Annotated in this window: 16 protein-coding genes; 10 read left to right on the forward strand and 6 right to left on the reverse strand. The window is 68.2% G+C overall.

Features of this window, described 5'->3' with window-relative positions:
• Positions 1-10: 10 nt before the first annotated feature.
• Positions 11-1132 carry an HDOD domain-containing protein gene (locus AC5P8Z_RS12320; protein ID WP_495229141.1) on the reverse strand — a complete coding sequence of 374 codons (1122 nt, stop codon included), beginning with the start codon at positions 1130-1132 and terminating at the stop codon, positions 11-13.
• A 151-nt stretch (positions 1133-1283) separates the two neighbouring features.
• Positions 1284-1820, reverse strand: coding sequence for an inorganic diphosphatase (gene ppa / locus AC5P8Z_RS12325; protein ID WP_005410935.1), 537 nt, complete (start codon positions 1818-1820; stop codon positions 1284-1286).
• A 184-nt stretch (positions 1821-2004) separates the two neighbouring features.
• On the opposite strand from ppa, the gene AC5P8Z_RS12330 reads away from it, so the two are divergent.
• The 4 genes from AC5P8Z_RS12330 to AC5P8Z_RS12345 all read left to right on the forward strand — a co-directional run bounded on the left by AC5P8Z_RS12330 (position 2005) and on the right by AC5P8Z_RS12345 (position 7243).
• The gene (locus tag AC5P8Z_RS12330) at positions 2005-2478 is read left to right on the forward strand and encodes a hypothetical protein (RefSeq protein ID WP_495229142.1); all 474 of its coding nucleotides are present in this window, start codon (positions 2005-2007) and stop codon (positions 2476-2478) included.
• A gap of 72 nt (positions 2479-2550) precedes the next feature.
• Complete coding sequence (locus AC5P8Z_RS12335) at positions 2551-3051, forward strand: RNA polymerase sigma factor (protein ID WP_495229143.1); 501 nt, start codon at positions 2551-2553, stop codon at positions 3049-3051.
• Between the two features lie 104 nt (positions 3052-3155).
• Positions 3156-4088: a FecR family protein gene (locus tag AC5P8Z_RS12340; RefSeq protein ID WP_286069773.1), complete on the forward strand. Its 933-nt coding sequence runs from the start codon at positions 3156-3158 to the stop codon at positions 4086-4088.
• A gap of 236 nt (positions 4089-4324) precedes the next feature.
• A complete protein-coding gene (locus tag AC5P8Z_RS12345; RefSeq protein ID WP_295566778.1) occupies positions 4325-7243 on the forward strand; it encodes a TonB-dependent receptor in 2919 nt (972 codons plus the stop codon).
• Positions 7244-7369: 126 nt separating this feature from the next.
• Here the strand turns inward: AC5P8Z_RS12345 and AC5P8Z_RS12350 are convergent, their stop codons facing one another.
• Positions 7370-7627, reverse strand: a complete 258-nt coding sequence (locus AC5P8Z_RS12350) for a DUF2789 domain-containing protein (protein ID WP_006390068.1) — start codon at positions 7625-7627, stop codon at positions 7370-7372.
• Positions 7628-7733: 106 nt separating this feature from the next.
• Here AC5P8Z_RS12350 and AC5P8Z_RS12355 point away from each other — a divergent pair, with 106 nt between their 5' ends.
• From AC5P8Z_RS12355 to AC5P8Z_RS12375, 5 genes are read left to right on the forward strand one after another with little or no spacing between them, the layout of a single operon-like run.
• On the forward strand, positions 7734-8321 hold the full coding sequence (locus AC5P8Z_RS12355; protein ID WP_295566775.1) for a biliverdin-producing heme oxygenase: 588 nt from the start codon (positions 7734-7736) through the stop codon (positions 8319-8321).
• Between the two features lie 31 nt (positions 8322-8352).
• On the forward strand, positions 8353-8820 hold the full coding sequence (locus tag AC5P8Z_RS12360; RefSeq protein WP_495229144.1) for a YbaN family protein: 468 nt from the start codon (positions 8353-8355) through the stop codon (positions 8818-8820).
• Complete coding sequence (gene exbB / locus AC5P8Z_RS12365) at positions 8807-9535, forward strand: tonB-system energizer ExbB (protein ID WP_495229145.1); 729 nt, start codon at positions 8807-8809, stop codon at positions 9533-9535. Before AC5P8Z_RS12360 ends, exbB begins: the two co-directional genes overlap by 14 nt.
• A 9-nt stretch (positions 9536-9544) precedes the next feature.
• Positions 9545-9970, forward strand: a complete 426-nt coding sequence (gene exbD / locus AC5P8Z_RS12370; RefSeq protein WP_286069767.1) for a TonB system transport protein ExbD — start codon at positions 9545-9547, stop codon at positions 9968-9970.
• The gene (locus AC5P8Z_RS12375; RefSeq protein ID WP_495229146.1) at positions 9967-10686 is read left to right on the forward strand and encodes an energy transducer TonB; all 720 of its coding nucleotides are present in this window, start codon (positions 9967-9969) and stop codon (positions 10684-10686) included. Before exbD ends, AC5P8Z_RS12375 begins: the two co-directional genes overlap by 4 nt.
• A gap of 86 nt (positions 10687-10772) precedes the next feature.
• On the opposite strand, the gene AC5P8Z_RS12380 is transcribed toward AC5P8Z_RS12375, so the two are convergent.
• Positions 10773-12800, reverse strand: a complete 2028-nt coding sequence (locus AC5P8Z_RS12380) for a sodium-translocating pyrophosphatase (protein WP_495229147.1) — start codon at positions 12798-12800, stop codon at positions 10773-10775.
• A 287-nt stretch (positions 12801-13087) separates the two neighbouring features.
• On the opposite strand from AC5P8Z_RS12380, the gene AC5P8Z_RS12385 reads away from it, so the two are divergent.
• On the forward strand, positions 13088-13591 hold the full coding sequence (locus AC5P8Z_RS12385; RefSeq protein WP_286069764.1) for a hypothetical protein: 504 nt from the start codon (positions 13088-13090) through the stop codon (positions 13589-13591).
• Between the two features lie 46 nt (positions 13592-13637).
• Here AC5P8Z_RS12385 and AC5P8Z_RS12390 read toward each other — a convergent pair whose 3' ends face one another.
• Entirely contained in the window at positions 13638-14027 is a 390-nt protein-coding gene (locus AC5P8Z_RS12390; protein ID WP_286069762.1) for a DUF488 domain-containing protein, read from the reverse strand.
• Between the two features lie 26 nt (positions 14028-14053).
• Complete coding sequence (locus AC5P8Z_RS12395) at positions 14054-15310, reverse strand: 6-phosphofructokinase (protein ID WP_286069761.1); 1257 nt, start codon at positions 15308-15310, stop codon at positions 14054-14056.
• Positions 15311-15317 lie beyond the last annotated feature (7 nt).

A 15317-nucleotide genomic window follows, 5' to 3' on the forward strand; every position in this document is an offset into this window, starting at 1 on the left:
CGGTGACGGCTCAGACCTCGCTGGGTACCCATCCCATCAACGCGTTGGCATGCTCGCGCCACTGCGGCAGCTTGTTGAGCACGCCCGCGCGCTGCAGGTAGTCCTCATCCACCGGGTCGCCATTGACCAGTGCCAGTGCCACGTGCACCGCGCCGGTCACCCAGAAGCTGCGGGTGTTGGCACGCTGCGGCTGCAGGTGGAACGCCACGGCCTCGATGATCGGCATCGGCAGGCCCCACAGGCCCAGCAGATAAGCGCCGGCTTCGGCGTGGCCGGGGCGCAGGTCGCCGTCCAGCGCCTGTTCGCTGCGCTCGTTGCGCACGCCCGGCAACAGCAGGCCGATGTCGGCCAGCAGCGCTGCCGTCGCGCCCAGTTCGGCACTCGATTCGGGCAGCAGGCGCGCAGCCAGGCGCGAGGCGAGCAGGGCACGCTGCTGCAGCGAGTTGCGTTCGGCGGCCGACAGCGTCGGTGCCGAGAACACTTCGCTGGCCAGGACCAGGTCGCGCAGCGTGGCCAATCCCAGCCGGGTCACTGCGGTGCGCAGGTCGGCGATGGTGCGGCCCTGGCTGAAGAACGCCGAGTTCGACAGCTGCAGCACCTTGGCGGCGATCGCCGGATCGGCGGCGACCAGCTTGGCGACATCGGCGCTGTCGGCATCGTCATCGTGCTCCAGCGCCTGGGTCAGGCTCAGGTACAGGTGCGGCGGCGACGGCAGTTTCTCGATGCGGCCGATGGCATCGCGCAGGCGCGGGCTGTCCAGCACTTCGCGCAGCTCTTCCAGGCTGGTCAGTGCTTCCAGCAGCACTTCCGGCGCCAGCGGCAACGGCAGGAAGCGGTGGGCAACGCCGATCAGGCGTGCCGGTGGCGGCCGGTTGCCATGCTGGGCGTCCACCAGCGCGATGCGGATGGCTTCCGGACGCAGGGTCCGGATCTGGCCGAGCAGCGTGGTGGCATTGAGGTCCGGCAGCTGCGGGCAGACGATCACCGCGTCCACGCCCTGGGTGGCCACCGCAGTCATCGCGGTGTGGCCGTCGGTGGCGGTCAGCGGCTGCCAGTCTTCCCCAAGATCGGCAATGAATTCGGTCAGCTCAGCCGGCAGGCTGGCTGCATCCCCTACAAGCAGAATACGCACGACACATTCCCCTGGCTGTCTCGACGGTGGATGTCGACGACGTGTGAAGTGACGCAATTTACCTAATACGACGGCAAGAGTGATGTGCCGTCATCATGAAACGTGACCCGCATCGCTCCGGCAGGGCATGCCGGAGCGATCCGGTTCAGGCTCAGGCCTTGCTGTCGAGATGGCGCTGGTGCGCCTCGATCAGGATCTGCTTGGCCTCAGCCGCGCCGCCCCAACCGTCCAGCTTGACCCACTTGCCCTTCTCCAGGTCCTTGTAGTGCTCGAAGAAGTGGCCGATGCGCTCCAGCCAGTGGCTCGAGACCTGGGCGATGTCTTCAACGTGGGCATAGCCACTGAAGATCTTCGAGACCGGCACAGCCAGGATCTTCTCGTCGCTGCCTGCCTCATCGCTCATCTTCAGCACGCCGACCGGACGGCAGCGCACGACCGAGCCCGGCACCAGCGGCAGCGGCAGCACCACCAGCACGTCGGCCGGGTCGCCGTCGCCGCACAGGGTGCTCGGCACGTAGCCGTAGTTGCAGGGGTAGCGCATCGGGGTGGACAGGATGCGGTCGACGAAGATCGCGCCGGTTTCCTTGTCCACTTCGTACTTCACCGGCTCCGAGTCCTTCGGGATCTCGATGATGACGTTGATTTCTTCCGGCGGGTTCTTGCCGGGCGAGACGAGTTCCAGACCCATGGTCGTGCTCCAGGTAGGGGATATAGACGGATAGCCCCCCATTTTATGCCTTTGCCGGGCGCTGTGCAGGGGAGGGGGCTGACCGCAGGGCGAGGAAGGCGCCGACCCGGCAGGCCGGCGTTGACCGATGGGGCCGGGCGGCGTGCGCGCGCAGGCTGGATGCACCTACCCGAGGAGTTCCCGCATGAAGCCATCCGCCCTGTCACTCGGCCTGTTCTGCGCGCTGCTGATCGCGCCCGCCGCCCAGGCCTTCCCCTACGTTGACCTGATCGATTACCCGCGGCAGGAAGCCAACTGGGATCGCTTCTTTGCCCTGGAGGGCCGTCTGCAACACGGCTTCGACAGAATCTGCGGCGACACCTTCTGCGAGGGCGAGTACAGCGACATCCAGGCGCTGCGCCTGCGGTGTTCGGTGGATGCGGTGCGCGGCACGGTGCAGGAGTGCCTCTGGGCATTTGCCGCCAGTGATCTGGCCGTGTCGCGGCATGACGGTGAGATCGTGGCCCGGCAGCCGACCTGGCTGTGCCGGCTGCCACTGGTGCCTGGTACCCCGGTGGAGGACTTCCATGCGGCGCTGGCGGCCCGCAATCCGCTGCATGATCCGTTGCCTGGCACGTCGGAGAGCGTCTATGACGGGCTGACCGGCTGCATCCACTGATGCAAACGTGACTGATTCTCATTAACGGAGTAGCATGCGCGGCGCCTTCCGCCTGTCGTCCCGGTTCCGCGCATGTCCTCCAATGCCGCCTCCCTCACTGAACTGCTGATCCGCGAGCGCCCTGCGCTGCTGCGCCGGGTGCAGCGCATCCTTGGGGGCGACAACGGTGCCGAGGACGTGATCCAGGCCGTGTGGTTCAAGGCCCGCGGGGTTGACGACAGCCAGACCATCGACAACCCGCGCGCCTATCTGTACCGGCTGGCTGCGAATCTGGCGACCGACCATGGCAGAGAATCGACCCGGCGCAACCGCGTGCTGGCCTACCACTACCTGTGGGGGCCGGACGAGGTGATCTCGACCGAGGAACAGGCGATGGCCCAGGATGAGCTGCAGCGTGTGCTCGACGCGGCGGGACACCTGCCGGAGCCGACCCGCACCATCTTCCGGCTCAACCGCCTGCAGGGCCTGACCCAGGCCGAGATCGCGCGCCGCCTGGGCGTGTCGGTGACCACGGTCGAGAACCATGTGCGCGCTGCCCTGCAGCGCCTGGCCTGGGCGCGCAGCGGCCGATGATCGCCCCGGCTTGGGGCTGGCCCGCGCTGAAACGTCTTGATCACTGGACCGTGGATGCGGTCTAGTTTCCCCGCCCGCGCTTGAACGCGCCTGTCTGCCAGCCGATGAGCCCGCCGAACATGCTGCCCGCTGCCAATGACGATGCCCTGGCCGAACAGGCCCGGGGCTGGATCGCGTGGCTGGCCGCAGGCGATATCAGCGATGTGCGCATGGATGAGTTCGAATGCTGGCTGCAGCAGCCGGGGCACCGTCGCGCCTTCGAGCACGAGCGTGCGCTGTGGCGCAGCGTCGGGCCGCGGCCGCAGGCCGGGCGCGTCGAACGCCGGCCCCCGAAGCGGCTGCGATGGGCGATGGCTGCGGCGGCAGCGCTGGCGATGCTGGTGGCATGGCCGGAAGCCTGGTTGCGCCTGCAGGCCGATCACCGAAGTACGCATGCCGTGCAGCACGTACAGCTGCCCGATGGCAGCCGGGCGGTGCTGGATGCGGACAGCGCGATCGCTGTGCGCTTCGACGCGCACGCACGCCAGATCGAGCTGCTGCGCGGGCGCGCCTGGTTCGAGGTCAGCCCGGATGCGCAGCGGCGTTTCAGCGTGCGTGCGGGCGATGGCGTGGTCGAGGACATCTCGACCGCGTTCTCCGTCGCACGCGACAGCGACCAGGTGGAAACCCAGGTCGGACAGGGCAGGGTGCGCGTGGCCAGTCCGGCTGACGGTGGCTGGACGTATCTGCAGGCGGGCCAGCGTGCGATCTATGGCGAACACAGTGGCGTGACGCGCCTGCAGGACGTGGCTGCCGACAGTGTCGGCGCGTGGCGGCAGGGCGAGCTGCTGCTGGAGCAGGCCAGTGTCGCCGACGCCGTGCAGTGGGTCGGGCGTTACCGCGCCGGCCCGACCTTCGTGCGCGGCGATCTGTCGCGACTACCCGCAGTGAGTGCCGCATTGCGCATTGATCGCCCGGAGCAGGCGCTGGACGCGCTGGCAGCGACGGCCGGTCTCCAGGTCACCCGCCTTCCATTCGGCGTCGCCATCGTGCAGTAGATCCACGCCACGCGCGGATGATCATGGCCGCTGTGCCGACCAACGGTCGGCATCCACCGCTACAACCGGGCGACCAACGGTTGGCAACTGCCGCGACTGCAGATTCATCTTGGGGTTGTCGCGTGCCCAACCGTCTTACCCCGCGAACGTACCCGCCGCCGCCACGTACGTCGCCGTGTCCACGCCCCCCGTGGATGACGCCGCGCCTGCGGCACCGATTACCTGACAGGTTCCCCATGTTCGACTCCCACCGCCCGGGCCGCGTGCTGCGCCCGTCCCGCCTGTGCATCGCCCTGCTGGCCGCCGGCCTGGCCAGCGCCGCACCATCCGTGCTGGCACAGAGCGCCACCGGCAACCACGCTGCCGTGCAGCGCTTCGACATTCCGGCGCAGCCGCTGGACGAAGCACTGCGCAGCTTCATGCGCCAGTCCGGCGTGCAGGTCGTGTATCCGGCCACCCTCGCCCAGGGAGTGACCTCGCGAGCAGTCAACGGCAGCCTGTCGGCCAACGAGGCGCTGCAGCAGCTGCTGCAGGGCAGCGGGTTGGCGATGCGCCGGATCAGCGCCGACGCAGTCACCCTGGAAGCGGCAACGCCGGTACAGGCCGACAGCGGTGTGATCGTCACCGATACGCTCAGCGTGGCCGGCGACCGTGTCGACGGCGGCGCAGGCAGCGACGAAGCGCGACTGCTCGACAGCTATCGCAGCGTGGGGTCCACCACGACGCTCAATCGCACGCAGCTGGAGCGCTTCCGTGGCACCTCCAATGGCGACATCGTCAAGGGCGTGGCCGGCGTCACCGCCGGCGACCCGCGCGTGGGCAATGGCTTCGACGTCAACATCCGCGGCATCCAGGGCCAGGGCCGCGTACCGGTCATCATCGACGGCGGCCAGTCCAGCATGGACACCTACCGTGGCTATGCCGGCCAGTCGCAGCGCACCTATCTCGACCCGGACCTTATCTCCAGCCTGACCATCACCAAGGGCCCGAGCCTGCAGGCCAATGCCTCCGGTGGCATCGGTGGCGTGGTCGAGATGGAGACGCTGAAGATCGGTGACGTACTGCGCGAAGGCCGCGACTTCGGCGTGCGCGTGCGTGGTGGCCTGGCCAATGCCAGTGCCAACAACCTGCCGGCCTACGGTGGCGCACCACGCAGCGACCGCAGCGCCACCGGCAGCCAGTTCTTCAACGTGGCCGGCGCCGGCCACTGGGACCGATTCGATCTGGTCGCCGCCTATGCCTACCGCGACAACGGCAACTACTTCTCCGGCAAGCACGGCTACGATGATTTCCCGCAGACCCGTCGCACGCTGGCACCGCTGAATCCGCCGCGTACCGAAGTGTTCAACACCTCGTCGCGTTCGAAGTCGGCGCTGCTCAAGGGCACCTGGCGCATCGATGACGCGCAGACGCTGGAAGCCGGATACCGCCGCTACGAAGGCACCGCCGGCGAGATCATGGCGTCGCAGATCATCCGCGTCGACCGCGATCGCATTCCGCAGTGGGACCCGGGCCATGTCGACATGGACAGCTACACGCTGCGCTACCGCTTCAACCCGGACAGCGATCTGGTGGACCTGCGTGTCAACGCTGCCTACACCGATACCGACAGCGTGATGTACAACAGCCTGACCGGTATCACCCCGTGGTACTTCGACCGCCGCACCGAGTGGTATGACGCCCCCAGCTTCAGCGGCGACCCCGGCTACAAGGATGCCTACCGCAACCCGCTGCGGCAGAAGCGACTGAATCTGGATGCCAGCAACACGTCGACGTTCGACACCCGTGCCGGTGTGTTCACGCTGGACTACGGACTGTCCTACAGCGATGAAGACATCGCGCCGGGCAGCTCCGGCCCGGTCATGCACGATGACCTGGTCAACAACCGCTTCCTGCGCAACGCCGAGCGCAAGGAATACAGCGCCGTGGCGTCGCTGAAGTGGCAGCCCGACGAACACTGGGAGCTGCTGGCCGGTGGCCGCTGGAACCGGGTGGATGTGCATGACCGCAACCGACTGGCGACGCCGGATGCCTATGAAGTGCAGGGCCAGTACCGCTACACCGAACTGCTCAACGGCAACCCGGCGCTGCCGTCGTGGCGTGCCAAGCGCATCGCGCTGCTGAACTGGTACCCGGACGCCAACGGCAACTTCACCCAGGAATCGCTGCTGGCCTCGCCGTACAAGAAGGGCACGGTCGGTGACATCACCGGTTGGAACTTCTACGACGCCGGCAAGCCGCAGGACCTTGAAGTGCCGGTCAGCTGGACCTGGTCGCAGCCGATCCGCCGCCGCGACACCGCGTTCTCGCCGACCGCCAGCGTCGCCTACCGCTTCAGCGAAGACACCATGGTCTACGTGAAGTACGCCGAAGGCACCAAGCTGCCGAGCCTGTTCGAGACCACGCTGGGCCTGTTCACTGCCGCCAAGCCGGTGGGCGAACTGAAGCCAGAGCGTGCGCGCAGCTGGGAGATCGGTGCCAGCACCCTCCGCTACGACCTGTTCACCGCTGGCGATCGCCTGGCGCTGAAGCTGGCCTACTTCGATACCCGCATCGATGACCTGATCACCCGCGACTACCGCACGCTGTCGGCGGGCCTGATCCGCAATGTCGACCAGTTCAAGGTCTCGGGCATGGAGTTCCAGTCCAGCTATGACAGCGGCAAGCTGTTCGCCGATCTGTCCGCGCACTACTACTTCAAGGCCAAGACCTGTGCGCCGGACATCGCCGCCGAGCGCCGCGCCTATGGCGTGCAGCGCAGGAATGCGGAGCTGGCCGGCACGCCGGACTGCGTGGATGGCGGCTTCGAGGGCTCGTACACCAACACCCAGAACCCGCCGCGCTACATGGTCAACCTGACCCTGGGCTCGCGCCTGTTCGACGAGCGCCTGACCTTCGGCACCCGCGTGATCCACAATGCCGGCCCGATCAGCATGCTGGACAAGGAGTGGAACGTCGGCCTGTCGGCGATCCAGCAGCTGTACCGTCCGACCACGCTGGTCGACCTGTTTGCCAGCTGGAACTTCAACGACCAGTGGTCGGTGGAAGCGGGCGTGGACAACCTGACCGACCGCTACTACCTGGACCCGCTCGCCCTGGGCGTGATGCCGGCCCCGGGCCGCACCGCGCGCCTGGCGTTGACCTGGAAGTACTGATCGACGGGTGATCTGCCAGCGGGGTCGGATCCCTTTCCTGCGGAAGGGGCTTTGACCCCATCGGGCCTGGCCATCCACGCATGGCGTGGAGCTACGGGGTAGCGCCGGGCCATGCCCGGCAAGCGCTTACAGCCCGGTCGCGGCCTTCACCGCATCTTCGTGCAGCGATTCGTTCAGCTCATCGACCACGGTCGTCCATGCCGCATCGGCCTGCAGCGATTCGGACAGGAACTGGCGCTGCGCGTCGTTCCAGTACGGCGCCTCGACCACTTCCACATCGGTGGCCAGCTGGTGCTCGCGGATGAAGCGGGCGATGCCCTCGGCGCTGGCATCCAGGCCCAGCTGCAGGAACAGGTTGGTCATGCGCGGTTCGGTGGTGATCATCGTCGGTTCCTGCGGGAAGAAGGGATGCCTCATTATCGGCACAGACGCGCTTGGGGAAAGCCCCGCGGCGAACGTCTACAGCACGACGACCCCTTAGGCATCCCCCATGAACGCACACATTGCCCCTGATGACAGCCGCAGCCTGCGGCTCAAGGCTGCCACCCGCGACAGCCACGGCGCCCTGGACAAGCGCATCATGGCCGGCGACATCTTCGCCGACCGCAGCAACTTTGCCCGTTTCCTGCGCGTGCAGTACCGCTTCCACCGCAGCATCGACGCGCTGTACGCCAACCCTGCACTGGACGCACTGCTGCCCGATCTCGGCGAGCGCCGCCGCCTGCCCCAGGTCGCGCGCGACCTCCAGGATCTGGAGCAGACCCTGCCGGGGGCGGACATCGCCGCGCTGCCGTCGGATCTCGCGTTGCCGGTCGCGCTGGGCTGGCTGTACGTGGCCGAAGGCTCCAACCTGGGCGGTACCATCCTGTACAAGATGGCGGCCAAGCTCGGCCTGGACCGTGACTTCGGTGCCCGCCACCTGGCCGCGCATCCGGATGGCGCCGCCCGACACTGGCGCGAGTTCACCGCCGCGCTGGACGCGGTGCCGCTGAGCGCCGAGCAGGAACAGCAGGTCATCGACGCCGCCGATGCCGCGTTCCGCAGCGTGCACGGCCACGTTGAAGTGGAATTCGCCTGATGAACGCCCGCCACCCGCCGGTGCAGTGCTGATGCGCTGGCTCTGGTTCGCGCTGGGCTGGGTGATGGTTGGCCTCGGGGTGATCGGTGCGTTGCTGCCGGTGATGCCGACCACCATCTTCCTGATCCTGGCCGTGGGCTGCTTCGCGCGCAGCTCGCCGAAGTTCGAGCAGCGCCTGCTGGCACATCCGCGCTATGGCCCATCGCTGCGGCTGTGGCGCGAGCAGGGCGCCGTTTCGCGCAAGGGCAAGGCCTTTGCCAGCGTCGGCATGGCGGTCGGCTTCGCGATGTTCTGCTGGGGCGCGCAGCCGTCCTGGCGCCTGCTGCTGGGCGTGGGCCTGTTCTTCGCGGTCAGCGCCGGCTATGTGCTCAGTCGACCCGCGCCACGCATTGAACCCACGCCGCTGGTGGAGGTGGACGACGCCAGCGATCTGCGCGCGGCCCGCCGCCGTGCCGCATCCCCCGATACCGATGGAACCCGAGACGATGCTGCCTGCTGACCTGGCCCCTGTGGCCGCCCCTGCGCTGACCCCGTGGGCCATGTACCTGGCCGCCGACGTGGTGGTGAAGGCAGTGATGATCGCGCTGGCGTTGGCGTCGCTGGCCACCTGGACCGTGCTGCTGGCCAAGGGCTGGGAACTGGCCCGGCAGGCACGGCAGCTGCGTGCGGCGCGCGCGCTGTTGCTGCAGTCCGCACAGCTGCCGGCGCAGAGCGAAGCGGCAAGCCTGCAGCAGGGCACCGCGCGGGCGATGCTGGATGCCGCGCGTACCGAACTGCGCCTGTCGCAGGCGCTGGACGGCCGCGAAGGCATCAAGGAACGCGTGGCCTCCCGCCTGGACCGCATCGAACTGGAAACCGCGCGCGTGCAGCGACGTGGTATCGGCGTGCTCGCCAGCATTGGCGCGGTGGCGCCGTTTGTCGGCCTGTTCGGCACAGTGTGGGGCATCATGAACAGCTTCATCGGCATCGCCCACAGCAACACCACCAACCTGGCGGTGGTCGCACCCGGCATCGCCGAGGCACTGCTGGCCACCGCGCTCGGCCTGGTCGCCGCGATCCCGGCGGTACTGGTCTACAACCACTTCAGTCGCGTGCTGGCCGGTCTGCGTGGCCTGCTCGGCGATCTGTCGGCGGCCGTGCAGCAGCTGGTCTCGCGCGATCTCGACCACGCCGTTCCACGCGCTGCCGCGGCGTCGCTGCGTGCGGTGCACTGAGAGGCGGCGATGGCCATCAGGACCGCGTCCGACCGCGACGACACACCGGAAGAATCGCACGAGATCAACGTCACGCCCTTCATCGATGTGATGCTGGTGCTGTTGATCATCTTCATGGTGGCGGCACCGCTGGCCACCGTGTCGGTACCGGTGCAGCTGCCGGCCAGCAGTGCCAGTGCCACGCCGCCGGAACAGGCTCCGGTGTATGTGACCGTGCAGGCCGATCTGTCGCTGCGCGTCGGCGAGCAGGCGGTGGCACGCGACGGGCTGGCCGCTGCGCTGCAGGCAGCCACCCACGGTGACACCTCGCAACGCCTGTTCCTGCGTGCCGACACCCGCGTGCCTTACGGTGAATTGATGGCAACGCTGGATGCGCTGCGTGCTGCGGGCTACCTGAAGGTGGCACTGGTTGGACTGGAGCAGGGCGCGCGATGAGCGGACTGCGGCGCTGGGCGATCAGCCTGGTGATCGTGCTGCTGGTGCATGCGCTGCTGGTCGGCGTGGCCTGTTGGTGGGCGGCGCGCGCACCGGCGGTGGCCGCCGCAGCGCCGCCCGCTGCATTGATGCTGGAGCTGGCACCGATGGCACAGGCGCCACCGGCACCGCCGCGCGAGGTGGCAACCGGGCCCCTGCAGCAGCAACAGCAGCGACAGGCGCCGAAGGCGGCCGTGCAGGAGCAACCCAAGGCACCGGTGCAACCTCAGGGTGATCTGCCGCCGCCGCGTGCGCCTGAGCCGACGCCTTCGCCGGATACCGCCGACGCCAATGTCGCGCAGACCCACGCACTGCCACAGGTCGCTGCCGATGCGGCCACGCGCTATACCGCGCCGCAGACCACGGCCGGCGAGCGCAGCCGTGCCGAGGCGACCTGGGAAGGGCGCCTGCTGGGGCACCTGCAGAAGCACCGGCGCTATCCGCGCCAGGCCGAGCGGCTGCGCCAGCAGGGGGTGGTGTACGTGCGCTTCGCCGTCGCCCGCGATGGCGCCGTCTCCGCACTGGCGCTGGGCCGTAGCAGTGGCTTCGCGCTGCTCGACCAGGAGACGCTGGATACGGTGCAGCGCGCCAGCCCCGTACCGGCGCCGCCGGCCGAAGTGGCCGGCGACCCGGTGCAAGTGATGGTGCCGGTGTCCTTCTTCCTGCGCGGGCGTTGACCTTGTAGAGCCGAGCCGATGCGCGGCTGTTCTCCGATCCCGCGAAGCCGAAGCGCCGAGCATGGGCTCGGCCCTACAGAAGGCTTTTACAGCAGCGGCACCAGCAGCAGCGCCACGATGTTGATGATCTTGATCAGCGGGTTGATCGCGGGGCCAGCGGTGTCCTTGTACGGGTCACCGACGGTATCGCCGGTCACCGCGGCCTTGTGCGCCTCGCTGCCCTTGCCGCCGAAGTGGCCGTCCTCGATGTACTTCTTGGCGTTGTCCCAGGCGCCGCCGCCGGTGGTCATCGAGATGGCCACGAACAGGCCGGTCACGATCGTGCCGATCAGCAGGCCGCCCAGGGCGCGCGGCCCGAGCAGCAGGCCGACCACCACCGGCACCGCCACCGGCAGCAGCGAGGGCACGATCATTTCGCGGATCGCCGAGCGGGTCAGCATGTCCACCGCTTTGTCGTACTGCGGCTTTCCGGTGCCCTGCATGATGCCGGGGATCTCGCGGAACTGGCGGCGTACTTCCTCCACCACCGCACCTGCCGCGCGGCCGACCGCCTCCATCGCCATCGCACCGAACAGGTACGGAATCAGGCCGCCGATCAGCAGGCCGATGATCACCGTGTGGTCGCTGAGGTCGAAGCGGAATTCCTGCCCGGGATGTGCCGCCTGCAGGTTGTGGGTGTAGTCGGCGAACAGCACCAATGCGGCCAGTGCCGCCGAACCGATCGCATAGCCCTTGGTCACCGCCTTGGTGGTGTTGCCCACCGCATCCAGTGGATCGGTGATGTCGCGGATCTCCGAGGGCAGCTCGGCCATTTCGGCGATGCCGCCGGCGTTGTCGGTGATCGGCCCGTAGGCATCGAGGGCGACGATCATGCCGGCCATCGACAGCATCGCCGTGGCGGCGATGGCGATGCCGTACAGCCCACCCAGCGCGAATGCGCCCCAGATCGCCGCACACACCGCCACCACCGGCAGCGCGGTGGACTTCATCGAGATGCCGAGGCCGGCAATGATGTTCGTGCCGTGGCCGGTGGTCGACGCCTGCGCCACGTGCTGCACCGGCTTGTACTGGGTGCCGGTGTAGTACTCGGTGATCCATACGATCAGGCCGGTCAGCACCAGTCCGATCAGCGCGCAGCCGTACAGCGCCATCGGCCCGTGCACGTTGTCGCCCATCAGCCCGGTGGTGATCGGGTAGAACGCGATGGCGGCCAGCACGCCGGACACGATCACGCCCTTGTACAGCGCGCCCATGATCGAACCGCCGGGCTTCACCTTGACGAACAGTGCGCCGATGATCGAAGCGATGATCGATACGCCGCCCAGCACCAGCGGATACAGCACTGCATTGGCACCGGCTTCGGCCAGCATCAGGCTGCCCAGCAGCATGGTGGCGATGACGGTGACCGCATAGGTCTCGAACAGATCGGCGGCCATGCCGGCGCAGTCGCCGACATTGTCACCGACGTTGTCGGCGATCACCGCCGGATTGCGCGGGTCATCCTCTGGAATGCCGGCTTCCACCTTGCCGACCAGATCGGCGCCCACGTCGGCGCCCTTGGTGAAGATGCCACCGCCCAGCCGCGCGAAGATCGAGATCAGCGACGAACCGAAGGCCAGGCCGACCAGTGCGTGCAGCGCCTGCTCCATCGGCAGGCCCATGCGCAGCAGCAGTGCGTAGTAGCCGGCCACGCCCAGCAGGCCCAGCCCGACCACCAGCATGCCGGTGATCGCACCGCCACGGAACGCCACGTCCATCGCTGCGCTGATGCCGTGGCGAGCAGCTTCGGCAGTGCGTACGTTGGCGCGTACCGAGACGTTCATGCCGATGTAGCCGGCAGCACCGGACAGCACTGCGCCGACGGCGAAGCCGATCGCGGTGTACCAGCTGAGGAACGCCCCTACCAGCACGAACAGCACCACGCCGGCCACGCCGATGGTCAGGTACTGGCGGTTGAGATAGGCACGCGCACCTTCCTGGATTGCGGTGGCGATCGCGACCATGCGTTCATTGCCGGTGGGTTGGCGCAGGATCCAGCGCGCCGAGACGATTCCGAACAGGATTGCGAGGATGGCGCAGCCCAGCGCCAATGACAGCCCGTGACGTTCCAGCATTAGACCCCTCCGCAGAATGGATGTAGGCATCCAGTGGCGATGAACGGCACCACGAGGGGGACGACGGGCTGCAGCCTGGAACCAACCCGTACCGACCTTGGCGGTCGTCCGACGTATGGCGGTGTTCAGCATTCCCTGGTGCCCGCAGTATGCGTGCGCCCGCGTCTGGATGGTAGGGCCGGGCCGCGCCGCGCCCGGCGAGCACAGCGGCTGCTCGACCCACGCGCCTTTGCACCCCGTTAAGCCAATCTCTGCAAGCCTGCGCTCAGTCCTGAAGGAGATCCCCCATGCGCCTGTCCCTGCTGATGCTTGCCGCCCTGGTCCCGGCGCTGCCGGCCTTCGCTGCAGAAACCCCCGAGCTGCAGCGCGCAGTCGGTGCACCACAGGCGGTAGGCGCGGTGCACACGCTGCGGCAGATCCCCGAGGCCTGTGCGCGCCTGGAAGGTGCGTTCACCGGCCAGGCCGCCGAGCCGTATCGCTTCTCCGCGGTGCGCACCAGCGAACAATGCCAGCCACGCGCGCGCTTCGTGGACTACGCCAAGGCGCAGCCGAGTGCCGACAAGGGCTGGAAGCTAAATGATGTGATCCGCGTGCCCAACGCCGCGTGCCCGGCGCAGCAGGCGGTGGTGCGCGTGTGGCGGCTGCCGTCAAGCAACAAGGTGGAGCTGGACGGGCAGGGCCAATCGCGGATCTACCTGGAAGAGGCGAAGAAGCAGGCGGCGGCCGGCCAGATTCCGCAGGTGACGATGTTTGCGGCGCAGTTGCAGGTGGAAGGCAAGGCCTGCAATTGAGCCCATGTGGCAGGGCGCATCCACGCGTGGCGTGGATCCATTGCAATTAATCCGCCAGCGTCGCTCCACGCGCCACCAGCAGCTCGCGCAGGGCCTTGCGGTGGCAGTGCGCCTCGTCCTCGCAATAGCACCCCACGCTGATGTCGCTGTGCTGTGACATCGCAGCCAGCAGGTCCAGCGCGTGGGCGGCATCAGGCGCCTTCATCTCGGCCGTGAAGTGGCGGAAGAACGCATGCCAGTCGGCGGCCGTCTTCGCTTCGTGCGCCTGCTTCACCAGTGCCGCGCTGGGTGACAGGGTCGGGAACCAGACGTCGTACCAGTCCTGCCGGGCGAACTCGCTGCGCGGCACACCGCGCGGCGGCCGCCGCACGGTGCCGATGCGCAGGCCCTCGCCGGGCGCACGCGGTGTACCCAATCGAACAACGCGCAGTGCCATGGTGTTCCTCCGTCCCCTTTTTCGGGTCAGCCCTCGAACGGCGGCAGCTTCTGCTTCACCGCCACGTTCTTCAGCGTGACGTACTTCGGCAGGCCGTCGGCGCCGTAGGGCAGCGGCGCTTCGCCCTTGATCAGCGGCGACAGGTAGGCGCGCGCCTTGGCGGTGATGCCGAAGCCATCGCGGCGGATGAAGCCGGCCGGCATCTTCTTCTCATGGTTGGCGATCTTCGACAGCGGCGCCGCTTCGATCTTCCAACGGTAGGGCGCGTCGCTGCTGCGCACGATCACCGGCATCACCCCGTTCTGGCCCTTCAGCGCAAGCTGCACGGCAGCCTTGCCCACCGCCTGCGCCTGCTCCCAGTCGGTCCTGCTGGCCAGGTGGCGGGCCGAGCGCTGCAGGTAATCGGGCAGCGCCCAATGGACCTTCAGGCCCAGCTGGTCCTTGACCCGGCCGGCCAGGTGCGCGGCCACGCCGCCCAGCTGCGAATGGCCGAAGGAATCCTTGCCACCACCGGCGTCGGCGACGAAGCGTCCGTCGGCGGTGGCGATGCCTTCCGAGGCCACCACCACGCAGTAGCCGACGCGCTCGACCACCGCCTTCACCCTAGCCAGGAACACCGCCTCGTCGTAGGCCCGCTCGGGCAGCAGGATGATGTGCGGAGCTTCGTCATCGCCGTTGCCGGCCAGGCCGGCGGCCGCGGCCAGCCAGCCCGCGTGGCGTCCCATCGCCTCGTAGATGAAGACGCGGGTGGAGGTTTCGGCCATCGCCGCCACGTCCAGTGCTGCTTCGCGTACCGACACGGCGGTGTACTTGGCCGCCGAGCCGAAGCCGGGGCAGGTGTCGGTCACCGCCAGGTCGTTGTCGATGGTCTTGGGCACGCCGATGCAGGTCAGGTCGTAGCCGGAGGCCCTGGCCAGCTGCGAGACCTTCAGTGCGGTGTCGGCCGAGTCGTTGCCGCCGTTGTAGAGGAACCAGCGCACGTCATGGGCACGCAGCACCTCCAGCAGGCGGTCGTAGCGGGCGCGGTCGGCGTCCAGCGATTTCAGCTTGACCCGGCACGATCCGAAGGCGCCGCCCGGGGTATGGGCGAGGGCACGGATGGCCGCAGCGCTCTCCCTGCTGGTGTCGATCAGTTCCTCGCGCAGCGCGCCGAGGATGCCGTTGCGCGCGGCCAGGACCTTGATGCCCTTGGCCCGGGCCTGCTCGATCACCGCCGCCGCCGTGGCGTTGATGACCGCGGTGACACCACCGGATTGGGCGTAGAGGAGAGTACCGTTGCGCATGCGTCTA

The sequence above is a fragment of the Stenotrophomonas sp. YJH_SMC_17 genome, from assembly GCF_059371655.1.